23 protein-coding genes are annotated in these 22079 nt (G+C 42.3%); 19 read left to right on the forward strand and 4 right to left on the reverse strand.

What is annotated here, in order from left to right; all coding sequences use genetic code 11:
• Positions 1-2: 2 nt before the first annotated feature.
• On the reverse strand, positions 3-1244 hold the full coding sequence (gene hutI / locus PHU20_RS12280) for an imidazolonepropionase (protein WP_274825669.1): 1242 nt from the start codon (positions 1242-1244) through the stop codon (positions 3-5).
• 60 nt (positions 1245-1304) lie between these two features.
• Positions 1305-2885, reverse strand: a complete 1581-nt coding sequence (gene hutH, locus PHU20_RS12285; protein ID WP_274825670.1) for a histidine ammonia-lyase — start codon at positions 2883-2885, stop codon at positions 1305-1307.
• Positions 2886-2962: 77 nt separating this feature from the next.
• On the opposite strand from hutH, the gene PHU20_RS12290 reads away from it, so the two are divergent.
• Positions 2963-3847 (forward strand): LysR family transcriptional regulator, encoded by an 885-nt coding sequence (locus tag PHU20_RS12290; protein WP_274825671.1) that lies wholly within the window; start codon positions 2963-2965, stop codon positions 3845-3847.
• Between the two features lie 41 nt (positions 3848-3888).
• Positions 3889-4443: a nitroreductase family protein gene (locus PHU20_RS12295; protein WP_274825672.1), complete on the forward strand. Its 555-nt coding sequence runs from the start codon at positions 3889-3891 to the stop codon at positions 4441-4443.
• A 12-nt stretch (positions 4444-4455) separates the two neighbouring features.
• Here the strand turns inward: PHU20_RS12295 and PHU20_RS12300 are convergent, their stop codons facing one another.
• Positions 4456-4971 (reverse strand): DUF456 domain-containing protein, encoded by a 516-nt coding sequence (locus tag PHU20_RS12300; RefSeq protein WP_274825673.1) that lies wholly within the window; start codon positions 4969-4971, stop codon positions 4456-4458.
• A 113-nt stretch (positions 4972-5084) separates the two neighbouring features.
• On the opposite strand from PHU20_RS12300, the gene PHU20_RS12305 reads away from it, so the two are divergent.
• From PHU20_RS12305 to PHU20_RS12385, 17 genes are all read left to right on the forward strand, one after another.
• Positions 5085-5525: a hypothetical protein gene (locus tag PHU20_RS12305; protein ID WP_274825674.1), complete on the forward strand. Its 441-nt coding sequence runs from the start codon at positions 5085-5087 to the stop codon at positions 5523-5525.
• Positions 5526-5634: 109 nt separating this feature from the next.
• The gene (locus tag PHU20_RS12310) at positions 5635-7860 is read left to right on the forward strand and encodes a TonB-dependent receptor (RefSeq protein WP_274825675.1); all 2226 of its coding nucleotides are present in this window, start codon (positions 5635-5637) and stop codon (positions 7858-7860) included.
• Between the two features lie 362 nt (positions 7861-8222).
• On the forward strand, positions 8223-8702 hold the full coding sequence (locus tag PHU20_RS12315; protein WP_274825676.1) for a hypothetical protein: 480 nt from the start codon (positions 8223-8225) through the stop codon (positions 8700-8702).
• 90 nt (positions 8703-8792) lie between these two features.
• Positions 8793-9347, forward strand: coding sequence for a crossover junction endodeoxyribonuclease RuvC (gene ruvC / locus PHU20_RS12320; protein ID WP_274825677.1), 555 nt, complete (start codon positions 8793-8795; stop codon positions 9345-9347).
• Between the two features lie 255 nt (positions 9348-9602).
• On the forward strand, positions 9603-9968 hold the full coding sequence (locus PHU20_RS12325; protein WP_274825678.1) for a four helix bundle protein: 366 nt from the start codon (positions 9603-9605) through the stop codon (positions 9966-9968).
• Positions 9969-10062: 94 nt separating this feature from the next.
• Positions 10063-11196, forward strand: coding sequence for a radical SAM family heme chaperone HemW (hemW, locus tag PHU20_RS12330; RefSeq protein WP_274825679.1), 1134 nt, complete (start codon positions 10063-10065; stop codon positions 11194-11196).
• A 151-nt stretch (positions 11197-11347) separates the two neighbouring features.
• Entirely contained in the window at positions 11348-12103 is a 756-nt protein-coding gene (locus tag PHU20_RS12335) for a cyclase family protein (RefSeq protein ID WP_274825680.1), read from the forward strand.
• Between the two features lie 72 nt (positions 12104-12175).
• Positions 12176-12535: a DUF4260 domain-containing protein gene (locus PHU20_RS12340; protein WP_274825681.1), complete on the forward strand. Its 360-nt coding sequence runs from the start codon at positions 12176-12178 to the stop codon at positions 12533-12535.
• A complete protein-coding gene (locus PHU20_RS12345) occupies positions 12528-13151 on the forward strand; it encodes a DUF4230 domain-containing protein (protein WP_274825682.1) in 624 nt (207 codons plus the stop codon). Before PHU20_RS12340 ends, PHU20_RS12345 begins: the two co-directional genes overlap by 8 nt.
• 65 nt (positions 13152-13216) lie before the next feature.
• Entirely contained in the window at positions 13217-13540 is a 324-nt protein-coding gene (locus tag PHU20_RS12350; RefSeq protein WP_274825683.1) for a Dabb family protein, read from the forward strand.
• A gap of 10 nt (positions 13541-13550) precedes the next feature.
• Entirely contained in the window at positions 13551-13910 is a 360-nt protein-coding gene (locus PHU20_RS12355; RefSeq protein WP_274825684.1) for an MmcQ/YjbR family DNA-binding protein, read from the forward strand.
• Positions 13911-14226: 316 nt separating this feature from the next.
• Positions 14227-15999, forward strand: coding sequence for a MutS-related protein (locus PHU20_RS12360; protein ID WP_274825685.1), 1773 nt, complete (start codon positions 14227-14229; stop codon positions 15997-15999).
• A 155-nt stretch (positions 16000-16154) separates the two neighbouring features.
• On the forward strand, positions 16155-16556 hold the full coding sequence (locus PHU20_RS12365; RefSeq protein WP_274825686.1) for a response regulator: 402 nt from the start codon (positions 16155-16157) through the stop codon (positions 16554-16556).
• Positions 16557-16636: 80 nt separating this feature from the next.
• Positions 16637-17182 carry a heme NO-binding domain-containing protein gene (locus tag PHU20_RS12370; protein ID WP_274825687.1) on the forward strand — a complete coding sequence of 182 codons (546 nt, stop codon included), beginning with the start codon at positions 16637-16639 and terminating at the stop codon, positions 17180-17182.
• A complete protein-coding gene (locus PHU20_RS12375) occupies positions 17172-18764 on the forward strand; it encodes a PAS domain-containing sensor histidine kinase (protein ID WP_274825688.1) in 1593 nt (530 codons plus the stop codon). Before PHU20_RS12370 ends, PHU20_RS12375 begins: the two co-directional genes overlap by 11 nt.
• A gap of 1 nt (position 18765) precedes the next feature.
• Positions 18766-19086, forward strand: coding sequence for an Hpt domain-containing protein (locus PHU20_RS12380; RefSeq protein WP_274825689.1), 321 nt, complete (start codon positions 18766-18768; stop codon positions 19084-19086).
• A gap of 1 nt (position 19087) precedes the next feature.
• The gene (locus tag PHU20_RS12385; RefSeq protein WP_274825690.1) at positions 19088-19795 is read left to right on the forward strand and encodes a LytR/AlgR family response regulator transcription factor; all 708 of its coding nucleotides are present in this window, start codon (positions 19088-19090) and stop codon (positions 19793-19795) included.
• 23 nt (positions 19796-19818) lie between these two features.
• On the opposite strand, the gene PHU20_RS12390 is transcribed toward PHU20_RS12385, so the two are convergent.
• Positions 19819-21876 (reverse strand): tetratricopeptide repeat protein, encoded by a 2058-nt coding sequence (locus PHU20_RS12390; protein ID WP_274825691.1) that lies wholly within the window; start codon positions 21874-21876, stop codon positions 19819-19821.
• Positions 21877-22079 lie beyond the last annotated feature (203 nt).

A 22079-nucleotide genomic window follows, 5' to 3' on the forward strand; every position in this document is an offset into this window, starting at 1 on the left:
TTTCAGTGTTTGTTGTAAACCAATTCCCCTTTTTTCCAGACCATGCACGGTTTGAAATTTCCCTGATTGTATAGGATTTCTTTATAATCCCCGGTATGGAAAATGCCGATATCGGCCAAACAGCCCGATTGCAGTTGTCCTCTATCGGTCAATTTCAAAGCGGCTGCGGCCCTCGTGGTAATTCCGGCAAGTACCTCTGCGTTCGATAACTTCTCAAAAGTGCCCAAAATAGCTGCTTGTGTCAGAAGATCGCCCATGGGGGCCGAACCGGGGTTATGATCACTTGCGATGGCCACGGCACCACCGGCATCAAGGAGCTTACGGGCCGGTGCGAAAGCGCAACCCAATCCGATGGAAGCCCCGGGCAGGGCCGTTGCAATGATCGGGCTCTGGGCCAATAGCCCGATTTCGACATCGGTACTGGCCTCTAAGTGATCAGCGCTTAGGGCATTGTATTTTAGGGCAACTTGGCTTCCACCGGTCGAAAATTGGTCGGCATGTACCGTAATATCGAAACCAAGTGCCTTGGCTTTGTCAAAATAGGGCGCAATAAGGGATGGGGAAAAGGCGCCTTCTTCGATAAAAGCATCTATCCGATTCGTAAGCTTTTCGACTTTAAGGGCGGGCAATAATTCTTCGGCCATCTGTTTTAGGTAATCCGCCGCACTCCCTTTAAAATCCTTGGGGACCATATGTGCCGCCAAACAGGTGGCTATCAAATCCACGGGAAGCAGGGCATCGGCCGCCTTGATGGCATACAGCATTTTCAATTCCTCGTGGACAGACAGGCCATACCCACTTTTGACTTCGATTGTGGTTACCCCATTGGTCAAATGTCTTTTGGCCCTTTTTACGATGCCTTTGATCAATGATTCTTTGGACGCCTTTCGGGTTTGGGTAACGGTATCCCAGATGCCACCACCGGCTTTGGCGATTTCCAAATAGGTCTTCCCCGAATTGCGCAGTGCATAATCATTGGCCCTGGATCCTGCAAAACAGATATGGGTATGGGCATCTACAAAGCCCGGAAGGCATGTATGGTCTCCATGCAGCTCTATGATTTCCGTATTATCGGGCAATGCTGCCTTTGTCAGTGCATCGAAGCTCCCCACTGTTTTTATAAGGTCACCTTCTATAAGGATTCCGCCATCTTCCACGATGACCAATTGATTATCGGCCAACGCTCCTTTTGGGGGGAGTCCGGTCATGGGGATTATTTGTTTAAAAGGACCTATGAGTTTCATGTTGCAACATTAAATTAATTTAAGCCAATAAGTTTAGGGGGGAAGGTGAAAAGGATGCCATTAAAATACCTCAAATTCATCGGAATAAGGGGTCTTGAATGAAATCTTTTTCTCCTTTTTCGTCTTTTCGATGATTTTAATGATCGTATTGTCCTTGATCATGGCAATACCAATGGCAATATCATCGGCAAATACCCTATCCTTGGGGGCAAAAGCGACCTTTTCACGAACCCCTTTATATACTTCATCCATTAATATGCCCGATTTTAAGGGTTTCCGATATTCAAAAGCCTGTGCCGCTGTCAATAATTCAATAGCCAATATTTTTTGTACGTTATCGAGTACCTGCAAAGCTTTTCGACCACTGATCGATCCCATGCTCACATGATCTTCCTGACCCAAAGAGGTCGGAATACTGTCTGCACTTGACGGAAAGCATAACCCTTTGTTCTCACTGGCCAAGGCAGCAGTCGTATATTGCAGGATCATATAACCGGAATTGATACCGGTATCCTTCATTAAAAGTTTGGGCACGCCCGGACTGTTTCCCTTTAAGGCCAAATAAACCCTGCGGTCGGAAATATTGCCTATTTCCGAGGCAGCCAGGCAGGCATAATCCAAGGCCATGGCCAAGGGTTGGCCGTGAAAGTTTCCACCGCTTATGGTAAGTTCATCATCAATGATGACGGGATTGTCGGTCACCGCGTTCAATTCAACCTCCAACAACTCCTTCAAATGCAACCATGCATTTCGTGAGGCCCCGTGCACTTGGGGTATACAACGTAAGGAGTAAGGGTCTTGAACACGTTCACAGGCGGCATGGGCCTCCATGATTTCGGACCCCTTCAACAAACGCTTTATCCTTTTGGCAACGTGGATATTGCCTTTGAAAGGCCGTAACTTATGCAGTTCATTGTAAAATGGTTTTATGGAACCCTGCAGGCCCTCGATCATCATGGCTCCGATGATATCGGCCTGTGAAAGGCAACTGTGGAATTTCTCTATTACCTTAATGGCATGTGCCGCAATAAATTGGGTGCCGTTAATGAGTGCTAAACCTTCTTTGGGGCCTAGCGCTATGGGTTCCAAACCTGTTTCTTCAAAAAGTTGGGTCGTTGATATGGTTTTTCCTTTATAGGCTACTTTCCCAAAACCTATCAAAGGAAGGAACAAATGGGATAAAGGGGCAAGATCGCCCGAAGCCCCAACGGAACCTTGGGAAGGTACAACGGGAATGGCGTCATGTTCAATGTGCCAAATGATCCGTTCCAAGGTGGTTTGGGCAATCCCGGAAAAGCCTTTGGCCAAGGAGTGTACTTTTAATACCAACATCAGTTTGGCAATTTCCCGGTCAATGGGTTCGCCAACGCCTACACTATGACTTTGGAGTATATTGTTTTGTAGGATTTTTGTCTCCGCCTTTGATATTCTGGTGGTACATAGCGGTCCGAAACCGGTGTTGATACCGTAAACCGGTTGATCTTTAGCGACGATCGTACTGACGATTTTCCAACTTCTGTCAATTTTTTGTCTTGTGTCTTTGGATAGCCGTATGGCCGTATGACCTTGGGCAATGGCTAGGGCCGTACTGGCGGTTAACCAATCCTCGCCTAGACTGAATGTTGTTGGTAATGAAATCATTGTAAATGTTTTATAGTATAAAATTATTGATTAAGTTTGATAATTACCAATACCAAAAACATCAACATTCAATACTTATGGGTTATCAAATAGAGCTTCGACATTTCGCTTATTTTTTGGCGGTGGCCGAAGAGCTCCATTTTAGAAAGGCCGCTGAGAAATTGTTTATTTCCCAGCCCGGGCTGAGCAGACAGATCAAACAAATGGAGGAAATACTGCAGGTACAGCTATTTATACGGGATAAGAAAAAAGTAGTGTTGACACCTGCGGGTCATTATCTTAAAGGCAAATCAGAAGAGCTATTCCATGGGATAAAGGACATCAAGCGTCACGTACAGTTGATCGGGGAAGGGGACTCAGGGGAAGTGCGTATCGGGTTTTTAGGGTCGGCCATGCAAAATGTAATTCCTACACTGCTGTTGGAATTAAAGGACAAATACCCAAAGATAAAAACCTCTTTGGAGGAACTGTCCAATATGGATCAGGTGGAGGCCGTATTGAAAGATGAACTGGATATGGGTTTTGTAAGGCTGTCCAGGGTTCCGGCCACCTTGCAAATGACAACGGTTTACGAAGATACATTTTCGTTGGTGTTGCCAGAGAATTATCCCATGCTTACCCGTAACTATGTGGGTATGCATCAATTTGCCAATGATAATTTTATTTTGTTCAGTAAGGAGTATAGCCCTTTTTATTTTGAAACGATCATGGGTATATGTTCGGATGCCGGTTTTGTTCCCAAAGTATCACACAAGACGGTTCATGCACATACTATTTTTAAGCTCGTTGAAAACAATTTGGGAATAGCCATTGTACCCACCGCATTGAAATTCGGTTTTCAAATGCGGGTGAAATTCATTGAATTGAAGAACATTGATCAACGGGCATTGTTATCCGTTATTTGGAAAAAGGACAATCCCAACCCCGTCTTGAAAAATTGTGTGGATTTACTTTTGAAGTAAGCCCTATAAAATAGTAGATTTAAAATCTAAAACAGTAAAGTATGATTCGCGACTTGATCAAGGAAAGACGATCGGTCTTTCCCGTACAGTATATAGATATGGTGATTCCCAAAGAAAACCTGCAACAGATCTTGGAATCGGCCAACTGGGCACCCAACCATAATAATACCGAACCTTGGCGATTTAAGGTGTTACAAGGGGAATCCAAGACCAAATTAGGGGAATTTTTATCAAAAAAGTACCAAGAGGTGGAAGAGCACCCCAAACAGGTAAAGATAAAGAAGTTGAAATCGAACCCTAAAAAATCCGCAGCGGTAATTGCCATATGCATGCAGCGTGACCCAAAGGAATCGGTACCGGAATGGGAGGAATTGGCGGCGGTTGCCATGGCTGTCCAGAATATGTGGCTTACCTGTACCGAAATGGGCATCGGATGTTATTGGAGTTCCCCTGGGATCATTGAATATATGGACGAATTTTTCGACTTGGCAGAGGGGGAAAAATGCCTTGGCTTCCTGTACATGGGGTATTATGATGAAGAGTTGCCCCAAGGAAAGAGAAAACCCATTAAAGATAAAGTCGTTTGGCTCGATTAGATTCTGTTTAACTTAATTGAAAAAAGGAAACAAGGTAGCTTTGTATTCCCAGGCTGTGGTTAAAAAAAGGCCTAGGTATACGATAGTGACCAAAAATTTCAGAAAGGTCCCGGTCAAAAAACCGATAAAAGAACCGAAAGCGGCCTTTGTGGCCGTTTTTCTATCGGCCTTGTTCAAAAGTTCTCCGACCAATGCCCCGATAAAGGGCCATATGATGATCCCGAAAGCACCTAGGATAGGAAAAATCAAGGCAACCAATAATCCCAAAGTCGTTCCGAGCATACCTGCTTTGGTTCCCCCGAATTTTTTGGTCCCCACGGCTGGGATCACATAATCGAGCGCAAAAACAACCAAGGCGATCACCAAGGTAATACCCAAGAAGACCCAATCATCGGGCACGGCTTTTGAAAGGTACAAAAGCAAAAGGCCGATCCAACTTATTGGAGGGCCGGGCAAGACGGGAAGAAAGCTTCCCAGAATACCGATCAACATAAGGATGAATCCGAAAATCAATAAAACAATATCCATGGATGTGTTTTTTACTATCAGACAAATTTAATGGACAATTGTTACAGACAAAACCAAAATACCCCTTACATTTCAACTAGGATAAGTAAATTTGAAAAAGATTGGGTCAGGTAATGAAAATCCTCAAAACATATCGAATCTCCAAGTTGCGACAAATGGGATGTACTGTGCTATGTATATTCTATGTATTGGGGCTATTCAATGGTCTGGTTATGGAAACATTGCATGGGGTCTCACATATCATGGGGCCAAAAACACACCAACATTATTTTGCATTTGGCCATGAAGCGATTGATTATGCCGCTTTGGAAGGTATGGCAGGGCATTCACACGAAGCTTTGGAGGCTTTGAAAGAGTTGTTGGAAGCCAATCAACCAGATGAACAAGAATCCAAGGGTGAACTCAGTCTTAAATTGGATAAACACCTTGTTAAGGATGCCAATTGTCCATTAGGGACGAATATTCCAATTGTTCGGAACAACAATTGGAAAAACCAAAGCGTAAACACTATTTGGCACCTTGGGGTCAGTACTCCCCCTCCTCAAAATAGCTGACATGGGCCAGGCCAAAATTTTAAAGAACAGGTTCCAAACTGCATGGAACAAGGTCTAGGCTTCCTATTGTTCAGATTTTATTACGCAAATCAATTTAAAATATAAGGACATGAAATATTATATGACGGCATTTTGCATGCTGTTCATGGGTGCTGTTGCTGCACAAAACTTAAAGGGAAAATTAATGGATGAATCCGGTTCGCCTTTAGAGGACGCAGGCGTATTCAATAAAACCAGTGGTCAACATAGCCATACCGATGGTACGGGACATTTTGTGTTGGACAGAACCACCGTTAACGATACGGTTTACTTTTCCAGATTGGGGTATGCTACCCAAACCAAAGTGGTACGCCCTGCTGATTTGGAGGGGTCGATAACGATAGTACTCCAAGAAAGTGCAATTTCTTTAGATCAAGTGGTTTTGGTATCCGGGGTGGATACCATGAGTAAAGTGGTGGATGTGGACGTAAAGACGAACCCTGTAAAATCGTCACAAGAAATCCTAAGAAAAGTTCCAGGGTTGATCATTGGTCAACACGCAGGGGGCGGAAAGGCAGAACAATTATTTTTGCGGGGTTTTGATGTGGATCACGGTACCGATGTGGCCATCAATGTAGATGGAATGCCCGTGAATATGGTGTCACACGCCCACGGGCAAGGTTACGCCGATCTGCACTTTGTAATTCCCGAGACCATAGAAAATGTAAATTTTGGAAAAGGACCTTATTATGCCGATCAAGGTAATTTCAATACGGCAGGTTACGTAAACCTGAAGTTGAGAAAAAGTTTGGATGAAAGTATATTATCCGCTGAAGTGGGCCAATATGGAACTCGGAGGTTTATGGGGATGTTCAATCTGATCGACCATCAAAACAGCAATGCCTTTTTGGCCTCCGAACTGTATTTGACGGATGGTCCGTTTGATTCCCCCCAGCATTTTAATCGAATCAATATCTTGGGGAGATACCGCTATGCATTGCCCGGGGAACAGGAATTAATGTTGACCGCTTCTCATTTTTCCAGTAAATGGGATGCCTCCGGTCAAATTCCGCAAAGGGCAATTGATCAAGGTTTGATAGGTCGTTTTGGTGCTATTGACGATACCGAGGGCGGACAGACCAGTAGAACCAATTTCGTTTTGAACCACAACAAAATCCTAGGGATGGGCAGATCCTTGAACACCATGGCTTTTGTGTCCCATTATGATTTTGAACTCTATTCCAATTTTACCTATTTTTTGGAAGATCCGGTCAATGGGGACCAGATCAAACAGTATGAAGATCGTTTATTGGCCGGAGCCAAAACGGAATTCAAAAACAATTCGGCAAGTTTGGGGGATTTGCATTTTAAATACAATGCCGGGATTGGTTTTAGGTACGATAATGTGGACGATAACCAGTTGTCGCATACCGCAAATCGACAAGAACTGTTAGAGCGTTTGGCCTATGGGGATGTGGATGAGGTGAACAGTTATGCTTTTGCCGGGGGCATTGTTAAATCAGGAAAATTCACTTTTGAACCAGGGGTTCGTTTGGATTATTTTAGGTTCGATTACATTGACAAAATGAGTGAACTGTACGATAGCCAAAGTGAAGAAAAAGTGGCATTCAGTCCAAAGTTCAATATGGTTTACAGTCCAACGGAGAATACACGGTTATTCCTTAAATCAGGAATCGGTTTTCACTCCAACGATACCCGGGTTGTAGTGGCAAACGGTGGCGAAGAGATTCTGCCAGCCGCTTATGGAGTGGATTTGGGAACCATCTTAAAACCAATGGACAAACTGGTTTTGAATGCCACTTTGTGGTCCTTGTTCTTGGATCAGGAGTTTGTGTACGTGGGTGATGCGGGAATTGTGGAACCCAGTGGAAAAACCAGAAGAATGGGACTTGAAGTAGGGGCAAGGTACCAGCCTTTGGATTGGCTTTACATCTATTCTGATGCCAATTACACGCACGCACGTAGCACTGAAGAGGCCGATGGAGCGGATTACATTCCATTGGCACCCGATTTTACAATGGCTGGTGGAGTAACCTTGGGAAGCAATCAAGGCTTTTCAGGAGGACTTAATTATAGATATATTGATGATAGACCGGGCAATGAGGACAATTCCATAGTGGCAGAAGGTTATTTTGTGACCGATGCAACGCTTAATTACAGTGTGAACAATTGGACGTTTGGCCTTATTGTGGAAAACCTTTTCGATGCGGAATGGAACGAAACCCAGTTTGCCACCGAAAGCCGGCTTTTTGATGAACCGGAGGCTGTGGAGGAAATCCATTTTACACCGGGTACACCTTTTTATCTAAGGGGGAAAATAACGGTAACCTTCTGAATAAATATCCGCCGGCACCCTAAGCTGGCGGATTTCTGATTCCTTTTCAACTTAGGGGTCAATGTAGGTCGATGCCCTAAGATGCAACCGGGAAAACAAAAAGGGAGAGTAGTGGATGTTCCCTATTCGATTCCCATTGTGTTTGTACTTGACTGATGTATTGGGCCCAAGTTATATTCGGATTAGTGGTTATAGTTAAAAAACCCTACTAATTTCCACTCCTCCCAATAAAAACGCGTCCACAGTTATAGGATCGCTAGCTGGTTTTGGCCCCATTTATCGAATGGGGCTTGTTTTTTCGATATGAAGGTATTGGTGAAGCTCCTTAAAAAATCGTAATTTCCGCCCTAGAAATGGGGTTCATGAGAAAGTCTTTAGCCATACTGCTTTTATGTTCTTGCCTTTCCTGTGGTTTCTTCGAATCCAAGGAGGCAAAGACCCAAAAATTGATCAATCGGGAAATGCGGGCCATTGACTGGAACGATGTTGACAATTACCCCTTGTTTGAAAACTGCGATGAATCAACCTCCAAAGCAAGTCAAAAAGCATGTTTTGAAAGGGAATTGCTCGGTTATTTTTCGGCAACTTTGCGAGAGTTTGAATTTGTCATCGATCCCGGTACGGATACTACGGTATATGTTGATTTTCTGATAGACCAAGAGGGTAGGATAGGCGTAGTGAATATTCAAAAGGACCGGAAAATAGAGCAAACGATGCCGGAATTCGATCGTATTATTTCCCAAAGTCTAAGTAATTTGCCCTCTTTGGCACCGGCATTGAAAAGAGGGATTCCCGTACGGGCAAAATTCAGGATTCCCATTGTGCTCCATGCGAACCAATAGGCAAAACACGGAATCAAGAAAAGGTGTTGGGCAACATAAAATCAAATAAGGCAAGAACATTTCCATTTTCAGCAACTAATAAAGAAGAATTTGTCGAACGAAAGAATCATATTGGGAATCGATCCGGGAACCACCATCATGGGGTTCGGGATCATTAAAGTGGAGAACAAGCAAATGAAGTTCGTTCAGATGAACGAGTTGTTGCTTCAAAAGTATAGTGACCCCTATACCAAACTCAAACTCATTTTTGAACGTACGATCGAATTGATAGATACCTATCATCCCGATGAAATAGCGATTGAGGCGCCTTTTTTTGGTAAAAATGTCCAATCCATGCTAAAATTGGGACGTGCCCAAGGGGTGGCCATGGCGGCGGGGTTGTCGCGGCAAATCCCCATTACCGAATACCTCCCCAAGAAAATTAAAATGGCCATTACGGGGAATGGAAATGCAAGTAAAGAACAAGTGGCACGTATGCTACAGAGTACCCTTGGATTAAAGTCCTTGCCCAAAAATTTGGACAGTACCGACGGACTTGCAGCTGCGGTTTGCCATTTTTACAATGAGGGCAAGATAGATATCGGAAAAAGCTATTCCGGTTGGGATGCCTTTGTAAAGCAGAATGAAAGTAGGATCAAGAAGTGATCGGGTTACAATGTACGATTAGCAATTGGCAGTGAATAGTGAACAGTAAGCAGTAGGCAGTTGGCAGTAAACAGTAAGCAGTGAACAGTAAGCAGTTGGCAGTGAGCAGTAAGCAGTGAACAGTGAGCAGTAAGCAGTGAGCAGTGAGCAGTAAGCAGTGAACAGTGAACAGTAAGCAGTTGGCAGTGAACAGTAAGCAGTGAACAGGAAACAGTGATGAGAAGGCACTTGTATTAAAATAAGTAATGATTAAAAATGAAATTTCAAGACCTTTTAGCATATCAAAAATCATTTGCTCTGGCCATGTCTATTTTTAAGATTTCACAGGGTTTTCCCCAAGAAGAAAGATATTCGTTGACTGATCAAATTAGAAGGTCTTCTCGCAGTGTTTCGGCCAATATTGCCGAGTCTTACGCAAAGAGAGTTTACCCAAGATATTTTATTAGTAAACTAACAGATGCAGACGCAGAAAATCTGGAAACCCAAAGTTGGTTGGAATTTGCCTTGGCATGCGGTTATATTAACAATGTACTATTTGAAGATTTGTCCATGCAAAGTAAAGAAGTCGGAAGATTAATGAATTTTATGATGAACAATCCTGAGAAATTTGGTTCAAAATAATTATAATGTCTATTTTACTGACCACTGACCACTGACCACTGACCACTGACCACTGACCACTGACCACTGACCACTGACCACTGACCACTGATATATGAGCGGAATTTACATCCATATACCCTTTTGCAAGCAGGCCTGTCACTATTGTGACTTCCATTTTTCGACCAGTATGGCGAAGAAAGATGCGATGATCGCTGCGTTGCAAAATGAGTTGGTTTTGCGAAAGGATGAATTCAGGAATGAAGTGGTAGAAACCATCTATTTTGGGGGAGGTACCCCATCGGTTTTGGAAACGAATGAAATCAATGGGCTCATACATACCGTTCGATCCAATTACGAGGTCATCGAAAACCCGGAAATAACCTTGGAAGCCAATCCGGATGATTTATCCCAAAGGAAGATCGGGCAATTGGCCCAAAGTGAGGTCAATAGATTAAGTATTGGGGTGCAATCATTCTTCGAGGAAGATCTGAAGATGATGCATCGTGCCCATAATGCGGAACAAGCCTCAAATTCCTTAAAGTGGGCAACGCAGCATTTCGATAATATCTCGGTGGATCTCATCTATGGTATTCCCGAAATGACCGATTTGCGCTGGAAACAGAACATCGAAAAAGCCCTTTCTTTCGGGATACCCCATATTTCTTCCTATGCATTGACGGTGGAACCAAAAACGGCCTTGGCCAGTTTTATCAAAAAAGGATTGATCCCGCCTGTCGATGATGCATTGGCACAGCGACACTTTCAAGTATTGTATGATAGGCTGGTCGAAGCAGGCTATGATTGTTATGAGGTATCGAACTTTGGAAAACCGCACTATTATTCCAAAAACAATACGGCGTATTGGTTGGGTAAAAAATATATGGGTATAGGCCCATCGGCACATTCCTATGATGGAAAAATTAGAAGTTGGAATATCAGTAACAATCCAAAATATATCAAAATCATCGGACAAGGGCAGCTGCCAACGACCCGTGAAACACTTTCAATGACCGATAAATACAACGAATATGTAATGACCGGTCTGCGAACCATTTGGGGCATTTCCTTAGATAGGATACAATCGGAATTCGGGGAAAAATACTACGTTTATATAACCCGGGAGATGGAAAAATACATAGAACAGGAACTCTTGATGTGGTCTAAAGGGCAGTTGATCGCCACAAAAAAAGGAAAATTCTTGGTCGATGGGATTGCCAGCGATTTGTTTATGGTTAATTTAGGATAAAATTATCCATGGTCTCCCAATCGTATGATCTGTATCGATCAATTCAGTTGGGAAGCCAATATCGATAGGTTTTTGGCTGTTCGAGCGAAGTCAAACACCGGAACTTATAAACCCACAATGTCTCGGTTGCGCTCGACGGGACGATTTTTTTATGCTTGCAACATTAAAAGTCAACAATAGAAACCATACGATAGATCTTTCAAAACCCTTGGATATCTCAATACCCATGAAGGGGAATGCATCCAATGTAAATGCGTGGTACATTGGACATCCCAGAATAGAACCGCACACCGAAGGTGATTTTGTGGGGGCGGTGGCCCAAGGGGCCGCGGTAAATTTCAACGATATTTGGTTCAATCCCCATTCACATGTTACACATACCGAATGCTTGGGACATATAACCGAAGAATTCAATTCGGTCAATAAAAACCTTATGCAATATTTCTTTTATGCCGAAGTGGTCACCATTGCCCCGGAAAAGCTGAACGGGGATTTTGTAATTTCGAAAAAACAGCTGCATTATGCCTTTGGGAACAAAAAAAGGGATGCTGTCATAATACGCACCTTGCCCAATTTAAGGGATAAATTCTCCAGGCAATATTCAAAAACCAATCCCCCTTATGTGACTGAAGATGCGGCTAAATTTTTGGTGGAGAAAGGGGTAGAACATTTATTGATCGATCTACCCTCGATCGATAAAGAACGCGATGGTGGGGAGCTCCTGGCCCATAGGGCATTTTGGGGCCTAGGATCAAAGATCAGAAATCAAGCAACCATTACGGAGTTTATATATGTGCCCAATAGTATTGTTGATGGCACCTATTTCCTTAATTTACAAGTGGCGCCCTTTGAGAACGATGCCTCTCCGAGTAGACCTGTATTGTATGAAAATATTGTTGAGGAGTAGGACTTGCCCAAGCTATCCATATAATCGTTGTGCCGAAATAAGCACGGAAACCCACTTAACGAAAAGCATGACATGAAAATATTGATTAAATTGGAAGAGTTCATGATGTTCACCCTAGGATTGTTCATGTTCGGGCTATTGGGTTACCAATGGTGGTGGTTCTTGGTCTTGATAATGGTCCCCGATATTGGAATGGTAGGGTATTTGTTCGGTAATAAGGCAGGGGCTATTGCCTATAACGTATTTCATCATAAAGGGTTGACCATTGTTTTATATTTTGCAGGCATGTTTTTTTCGTCACCCATAATACAGTTGGCTGGGGTCATCTTGTTTTCCCATGCCGCCTTGGATAGGGTATTGGGCTATGGCCTAAAATATAATAAAGGATTTAAGTATACCCATTTGGGGGAAATCGGAAAGAAAAATGGATAGTATATTAGAGATGTTTCTTGGCCTTATTTTAGGGGCCATTCTTATGTATTGGGTCTTTAGCCTGTTCCGAAAAAGGCAAAATAAGGAACTTACCGAACGGCAATCAACGGTGCTTTTGGAAAAGATACGAAGTGTCTGTAAACTTATTTCGGTGGAAGGTGATTTCGCGGAAATTTATAAATACGAAAACACCAAGGAACATTTTCTGAGCTTGGTGAGCAGTAAAAAGAAAGCCTTGATCGTAATCAATGCCAAAGCCCTGATAGGCTACGATCTGCAGAGAATAATCATGCATGCCGATAATGATAAGAAGAAAATAATCCTGACCAATTTTCCGGAACCCGAAGTAATTTCAATAGAACCCGAATTGGAATTCTATGATATACAGAATGGATTGTTCAATACCTTCACCCCAAATGATCTCACCTCGTTGAATAAGGAGGCAAAAATGCATGTGTTGGAAAAAATTCCGGAAAGTGGCCTGATGGATACCGCAAAACGCGAAGCCTTGGAGGCTGTTTTGTTGATTGAAAAAATCGTGGAGACCATTGGTTGGAAATTGGATTATTCCGCTTTGAAAATAGAAGGGAAACAAAAGAAACTATTGGATATATGAAGCTCTTGGTCACCGTGATGTTTTTAATTTTCAGTGCGATAGGTTATGGCCAAAAAACCGATACTATGACACGATTCGATACTACTTTTGCACATACCGTATATTTTTGGTTGCAAAATCCGGATAGGCAGGAAGACCGGAGGGCATTTGAAGCCTCCCTCCGGAAATTCATGGATACTTCGGCCTACGCCAAGACAAAATATATCGGCAAGCCCCCTAGGGCAAGTAGGGATGTGGTCGATGGCTCATTCACCTATGCGTTGATCGTTACTTTCGAATCGGCGGAAGCCCAGCAAAAATATCAAGATGAAGCACCCCATAAACTTTTTATTGAGGAGGTAGGCCATCTATGGAAAAAGGTGATCGTTTACGATTCCATGGGAATTTAAAAATCAGGATATGAACATCGAGGCGTTTAGGGATTATTGCATTGCCAAAAAAGGGATTACCGAGGAGTTTCCTTTTGATGAACATACTTTGGTCTTCAAGGTCATGGGTAAAATGTTCGCTCTGGTTCCTTTGGAGCGAGTCCCATCCCAAGCCAATTTAAAATGTGATCCAGAAAGGGCCATCTCCTTACGGGAGGAATATGATGGAATGATTACGCCGGGATACCATATGAGTAAAGTACATTGGAACACCTTGTTCATCGAAGAACTGCCAGATGCCTTGGTGAAGGACTTGGTAGATCATTCCTATGATCTGGTGGTGTCCAAATTCACCAAAAAACTCAAAGCGGAATTGGAAGCCCTGGAATAGGTTGTGCGAACGATTTTGGAATACAAGACCGAGCTATTGAATGATTGGGCCGTTACCGTGGTGGATAATGAACATAAAGGATGTCGCCTTTGGAGTGAAGTTCGTAGTACCCAAGCAAACATCCCGGAACAATTGACCTAGTGCGTAGATAAATTGCCCTATGAAGCGGTGCTGGTTAAAAATATGGATTAGGACCTATTTTAAACCGTTTTCCCCAACGTGTTATTTATCATTCGGGACCTATGGCAAAGCTAAACGCCCTTTCCAAAAACTAGGATGGTTTCACTATCTTTACCGATTAATTAAGTTAGCTCCAATGCAAGAACCCTTATTGTTCTATAACGAACGGATTTCCGAATATAAAGATCGATTATCCCAATTAAAAAAGCGATTGTTTGCTTCGAGTATGCTGCGATTGGCGATTTTTTGTATCGCTGCGATCGGTATATACGTTGCTTTCGGGAATGGGAAATGGGTAGCGGCTATCGTAATTGTAACGATTGTTATTTTCGTTTTTCTGGTTTCACGACATACCGATTTACAATACCGACGAGATCGGATAAAAGCCATACGCAACATCAATACAGTCGAAGTTGAGGTTTTGGGGCGAAATTTCCATCACTTGCCCGATGGGGAGGAATTCAATAGGGACGATCATTACTATTGTCGGGATATCGACCTATTCGGAAGGGGTTCTTTTTATCAGTATACCAACCGAACGGCATTGAAGGAAGGCAGCGCGTATTTAGCATCCCTATTGTTGGAAAATGATATTCAAGACATTCCGGCCAAACAGGAGGCGGTGAATGAATTGGGCCAAATGCCCAAATGGAGACAGGAATTTTCAGCCGTGGCCAGCTTGGTAAAGACTGAGACCCCTTTTAGTGTCATCATGAATTGGTTGAAGGGATATCAGGCTTTTGTGCCCAAGTATATGTCTTTTTTGCCCATGGGTTTTTCATTGGTGTCGGTGGGACTCACCTTCCTTTATTTTATGGACCTTTTAAGTGGATGGGGCGTTGTTTTTTGGTTGTTCTTGGGTCTCGGTATCACAGGAGTGCATTTAAAAAGGATAAATAAACTATCGGCAGATACCTCAAAAGTCCAAAGTACATTCCATCAATATCAAAAATTGATAATGCAACTTGAACGAACCGATTTTAAGTCGGGGTTGTTAAAACAAAAACAGGAAAGGGTCTTGCAACATAAAATACCCACCTCAAAAATTTTAAAGGAGTTCTCCAAAATCTTAAATGCATTTGACCAAAGGAACAATATGATTTTCGGCTTTTTGGGCAACGGTTTTCTATTGTGGGATTTACGGCAGTCTTTTAAGTTGGAGCAGTGGATACGAAAACATGGCCATGATGTTGGTTCTTGGTTCAATGTGGTCGCATTTTTTGATGCCTATAATAGTTTGGGCAATTTCGCTTTTAACCATCCGGAATATACCTATCCGAAGATCACAACAGGGGATGTGGTATTGAAGCCGACCCAGGCAGGCCACCCCTTATTGGATCCGAAAAAAAGTGTTTTGAACGATTTTCAAATCGATAGGGAGCAGTTTTTTATCATTACCGGGGCGAATATGGCAGGGAAAAGTACTTTTTTGAGAACGGTATCCCTTCAGATAGTTATGGCCAATGTAGGGCTTCCCGTATGTGCGTCCCGATCGGAATATGCACCGATAAAATTGATCACCAGTATGCGTACTTCCGATTCCTTGGCCGATGATGAGTCGTATTTTTTTTCCGAATTGAAGCGCTTGAAATTCATTGTCGATGAGATTCAAGAAGATCGTTACTTTATCATTTTGGATGAAATATTAAAGGGGACCAATAGCACGGATAAGGCCATTGGGTCCAAAAAATTCGTACAAAAACTGGTGGCCTCCAAATCTACCGGTATCATTGCCACCCATGATCTAAGCCTTTGTGAAATCGCCAAGGATCTACCCCAGGTAGCGAACTGTTATTTTGATGCGGAAATCATCGATGGGGAATTGTATTTTGATTACAAACTCAAAAAAGGGGTTTGCCAAAATATGAATGCCTCTTTTTTATTGAAGAAGATGGAGATTGTAAATTAAATTAGGATCCTTGGGGCAGTACTGGAAGTGCGGGGCCAATTTTGGGGTCTATCTACAGTAACTTCCCATTCGTCTACACTTAATTTTCATTCATCTATGGTAAACCTTGGTCTTCGGGTAATTTAAGCATCTTTGTTAATCCTAAAACATACCTCATGAATATCCTATTTATCGAAGATGATGCCATTGAAACGATGAAACTTCATAGAACGGTTTCAAAACTGCAATTGAGGGTTAACATTGTTGAGGCCAAAAATGGTGAAGAAGCTTTGGAGTATTTAAAGTCTGGAGGGGAATCGCCCGATATAATTCTCTTGGATTTGAATATGCCCAGAATGAGCGGTATCGAATTCCTTAAAATCCTTAAGGAAGATGATAAGATGAAATATTTGCCGACCATAGTATTGACCACTTCAGAGAATAGGGCCGATCTATTGGAATGCTACAAAATAGGTATCGCCGGTTATGTCATTAAACCACTTAAATACGAAGATTACGAATCGAAATTGAAAAAGGTGCTCGACTATTGGAACATCAATGAATTGGTGAAAGCCTAACAAAAAAGACCGTTACACAACAAATTTTATCATTTACGTATTACTATTCTTACTTTTATGATAATAATATGAAATCATAAATGAAAGGAATTGTTTTTACAGAGTTTTTGGAAATGGTCGAATCGGAATTCGGTCTAGAAACGGTAGATAACATCATTGAAAAGGCAAATCTGCCCTCGGAAGGTATTTATACTTCTGTCGGGACGTATGATTTCAATGAAATGGTGAGTTTGATCACCGGTCTTAGCGGGGAAGTGAACATACCTGTAAACGATCTGCTGTATGCTTTTGGACTTTATCTATTTACCAGTTTGGGAAAAGCCCATCCGGAGGTGATTCAGAGCTATAATTCCCCATTGGGACTTCTATATTCGATAGAGGACCATATTCATGTCCATGTAAAGAAATTGTATCCGGATGCCGAGCTTCCATCGTTCAAGATATTGGACAAGACCGATACCTCGATATCCATGATTTATTCGTCTTCACGCGGCCTTTACCGATTGGCCCAGGGATTGATCGAAAAATGCTTTGAACACTTCAATGGAAGTGCGATGATTACGTACGAACTCATTAAGGAAGATGGTACGGAAGTAAAATTTGATATTACCCAGAATGGAAAGTAAGGAAGTTATACTTCTGAAAAAAGCGCTGGATAGACAGAAGAAAGCACGGGTCCAAGCAGAAAAAATCCTAGAGAGCAAATCCAAGGAGCTTTATGACGTTACCCTACATCTAAAACACGCCAATAGTAAATTAGAAAATCTATTGAGTGAGAAAACCTCTGAATTGGATGGGGTTTTCATTAATATCATCGATCCGTACGTGGTCATGGACCTCCAGTTCAACGTGATCAATATGAATTTGTCGGCCAAGGAGTTTTTAGGGTATGACCATACCAAGGAAACCATAAACCTTGAGAAGTTGGTCCATAAAGATTACATCGATTATACGGTCAGTTCATTCAATTCATTGCTTGAGATAGGCACTTTAAAGAACTATAAGGCCAAGATCTATGTAAAGGACGGATCTGAGAAATATGTACAGATCAACGCCAGTATGATCTACGACAAAGATCATAAGCCTATCGCGGCACAGGGCATAATCCGTGATGTAACCCATGAAATGGAAATAAGTCATTTGCTGACCGAGCAGAAAAGGCAGCTCGATATCATTATAGAAAATTCCCCCTTGAGCATTGCTTTGATAGTTGATGGGAAGGTAATCAAGGCCAATAAGACCTTTTTGAACCTCTTGGGGTATTCCGAGGCCGAACTGAAGAAACTTAGTGTAAATGATATTTCCTCTCCCGAGGAAAGTGAGGAATCCTTGAGATTACTGACTTTGATGGAGTCTGGGGAACTCGACAATTTCTCGATAACCAAGCATTATGTTCGAAAAGACGGTACGACCCTTCTTGCCAAAACTTCTGTAAATGCGGTAAAGGATGACGATGGGAGGGTAGCGTATGAAGTCGCCATGATCGAGGATATCACGGAACAAAGAAACCTTGAGCTGCAAAAAGAAAAATTGCTGAAAGAATTGGAAGCCAGTAATCAAGGGTTGCACGAATATGCGCATATTGTTTCCCACGATCTTAAATCACCTTTAAGGAGCATAAGTGCATTGGCCACCTGGCTAGCCGAGGATTATAACGATAAACTGGATGAAAATGGGGTATTCAATCTACAGCAGATCCAGGAGAAGATCGCAGGAATGGATAAGCTTATTGATGGGATATTGAAATATTCAAGCATCAATAACGATCATCTGGAAAATACGAAGGTCGATTTGAATGAGGTTATCAACGAAATAAGGGAGATTATTTTCATCCCTGAAAATGTCAATGTAATCATCATGAACACCCTGCCGACGATATTCGCGGATAAAACAAAAATACACCAGCTGTTTCAAAACCTGATTGCCAATGCGGTGGTCAATATAGAAAGAGAAGAGGGTCTTGTACAGATTTACTCGGAAGAATCCGAAGCTTATTGGAAGTTCAGTATACAGGACAATGGTGTCGGGATACCCAAGGAATATCACGAAAAGATATTCAAGATATTCCAATCTATCGGTAATGGGCAACGTTCGACAGGAATTGGATTGTCTATCGTCAAAAAAATCATTGAGCTCTATGAAGGCCGTATTTGGTTGGAGAGTAGTAAGGGAGAAGGAACCACATTTTTCTTCACATTAAAAAAATAGAATGAAGGAACAACCGAACTTGAATTATATAAAAGAGCTCGCGGGAGAGGATGTCGAATTCGAAAATAAATTCATTGCGATCATCAAAGATGAATTTCCAGAGGAAGTGGACATCTATTTAAACCATATCGTGGCGCAAGAACCCCGTGCGGCATCTGAAATCGTACATAAATTAAAGCATAAATTCAGCATTCTAAGTATGGAAGACGCTTATAGGTTTGCCGTAATCTATGAGGAGCATTTGCGTACCGGAAATACCGATTTGGATTTGGATTTCCGTAGGATATTGAATACCATAACATCGTACTTAAAAACCATTTAATATGAACTGTATTATCGTAGACGACGAGATTGCCGCAAGGGCCATTGTAAAGCAATTATGCTCCAAAATGCCTGAGCTTGATGTTATTGAGGAGTTCGATAATGCCATTGATGCCATAAAATTCCTAAACCAGCATGCTATAGATGTAGTTTTTCTAGACATCCATATGCCCGGATTTACCGGGGTCGATCTGGTACAGACCTTAAAAGATCCGCCAAGGATCGTTTTGACCACATCGGATACCGACTTTGCGATCGATGCCTATCAATATGAGGCAATCGTTGATTACCTGGTAAAGCCCATAACCTTGGAACGCTTTGAAATCGCGATTCGGAAAATCAAGAATGCCCTGGCCATAAGGCCAAAGGCCAATGCCGTAGAGGAAACCCCTGATATCGGGGAAGACTTATATATAAATATAGATAGGCGCTTGATCAAACTAAAGTTCAATGAGATCCTGTTCATCGAGGCCAAAGGGGATTATATTGAAATTAAAACCGATAAAGAACCTTTTCGAGTACATACCACTTTGAAGAAAATAAAGGAAAAACTTCCGGAGAAGACCTTTTTACAGATCCATCGATCCTTTATCATTAATTTTAAAAAGATCATAGACATCGAGGACAATAGTGTCTTGATCGAAAAAAGTGTTATTCCCATTAGCCGTTCAAACAGACCGGAACTAATGCGAAGACTTAATTTACTATAGGCGCCCTACTCCCGCAGTACACTTTAGTTTCCAAGTTTTGTAAAGAACAAGGGCTTTTTGGTCAATAACCATTTTAGCTTAAGTCCGACTTCGGTAAATTCGAATCCGGCAGCGGTCGCCGAGGCAATATTGCTATACTTTGCGTAAAGGTTGGCACTGAAACGTTTTGAAAATTGATGTTGAAGGCTGGTTTCTGCCCTAAAAATCGTGGTTTGTGTTTCTTGCTCCACTTGTTGTAGCCCGGATGCGGCACTCACCATATAAGTTGTTTTCCCTGAAAATTTACCTCTCATATCAACGAAGATCTCTACGGCCTTGTATTGTTCCGGACTAAAATATATGGTAGGGTATTGCGCTTTGAAAGTAATATACTGAAAGTTGATTCCCGTTTTTAAAGCCGGTTTGCGTAAAAGGTTATAGTATAGGGAAGTGAACAAAAGGTTACGCCGGTTCCCATCGGTCTGTTGGGTGTGCATCAACTGGGTGTACCATCCTAAATCGAAGTTGGTGCCCAAATTGTAGTCCAGACCATAATGATTCTGTACAATTTCAAGCTCGGTCAGATCGGCATTGAAATTCTGTACTTCACGCTGGTAGCCAAGGTTTAAATTTTGTAGTTTAAATGGCTGCAGTTGTAATTTGATATCCAGGACAGGCTGTGTGTAGGAGGCTGTTGAAGATATGGAGTTGTTAAATCCGAATATGGTCGTTAGCTTGGTTTTCGGCAACAATCGATATGCCAGACCGGCCAATAATACATGGGATTCGGCCTTGTTCAGCGTTTCGGTATTTTCGGTGGTCCTATAGGAGTAAGAGACCGTGGTTCGAAACTTTGTGGAAAGCGAAATGTCTGCCCTGGTAGTGGTGTAAAATGCGATGTTATTGCCATTGTCAAAGGTGTATGCAGCGTGTTCCTCGATACTGGGTGTATGAATGGCATTTAATTTTTCGATAAAACCCATGGCGTCTTTTTGGTTTTTGAAGATTTCCAAGGTCTTGAATGCCGCGTTATAGGCTTCATCGATTTGATCCGCAGCAAATAAGGCGTTGGCTTTTCCTAAATTCCCATCGAACGATGCACTATCTTGGGCCAAGATGGCATCATAGCTCTCAATACCTTTTTTCGCATCGGAAGTATAGAGTCCTAAAGTGGCATTAAGGGCATGTACCCAAGTTTTATTTGGATATGCGCGAAACAAACTATCGATTTGCTGACTGGCGGACTTGAACTTCCGATTCCAAATCAACGCCTGCACATATCGCTCCAAGGTGCGTTCCAGGAGTGCTGGATCGTTCAATTCCGTAACTTTGGTCATGGCTATTTCCGCCACGGAAAGAGCTTTTTTGTCCTTTTCGTTGATATGTTCAGCAAGGGCAATGCCGTTTAATGCGGTAATGGAATCCTTGGGCGATGTGGCATAGCGTCGGTATGTTGCTTTCGCACTGTCGACGGCCTTGGTGATTAAGAATAAATTGGCCAGGTTAAGCAGGGCTTCTTTGTCTTCAGGGAAGTCGGTAAGGATAGTGTTCAATTGCGCCTTCCCTTTTTCGTATTTCTGCCCATTGACCAAACTATTGGCATACCCCAATCGCATATATTTTCGTGAAACTTCGGCACCTTCATTGCCAGGTTGGATGGCCAGGGCTTTTTCGACCCAGTGTAATGCATTTTCGTATTCCATTAAATTACTCAAGGTATTGGCGTATCCCAATATGGCTCCGAAATTATCGGGGTTTTGGGTTACCAAATCGGCATATAAAGGTTTCGCGGTTTGGTAATCCTTGATCCATAAGAATGACTCATTATAGTTGATTTGAATTTCAAAATCACCCGGATAGGTTTCCAATAACCTTGCAAAAAGGGTGTTTGCCTTTTTGGGTTCGCCGTTCAATCCCATGGCCCTGCCATAGCAAATTTGGGCCGTTTTGTTTGCGGGGTCCTTTTCCAGATAGGATTCGAAAAAAAGTTCTGCTGCTGCGAATTGACCGGTTTCCAAGAGTTTAAAACCTTTTTCCATAGGACTTTGGGCAATTGCGGTATAGATACAAAATAAAAGTACGAAGGGTAGGTTAAGCTTCATTTTATAAAAGATTTATATTAAAAAATCACAGGGGTTACGCTATGATTTATTTCCATGGTAAAGGTAAAACAGGTCGTTTCACCTCGGAAGTACGATAATTGCCATTCGTCTACAGTAATCTCCCATCCACCCTAAATCGAAAATATAAAACGCTGATCTGGAAGATATTTGAACCGAAATATGAAAAAACGCTTATCCTAAAA

The sequence above is a fragment of the Maribacter polysaccharolyticus genome (assembly GCF_028882255.1).
Classification (GTDB): domain Bacteria; phylum Bacteroidota; class Bacteroidia; order Flavobacteriales; family Flavobacteriaceae; genus Maribacter_A; species Maribacter_A polysaccharolyticus.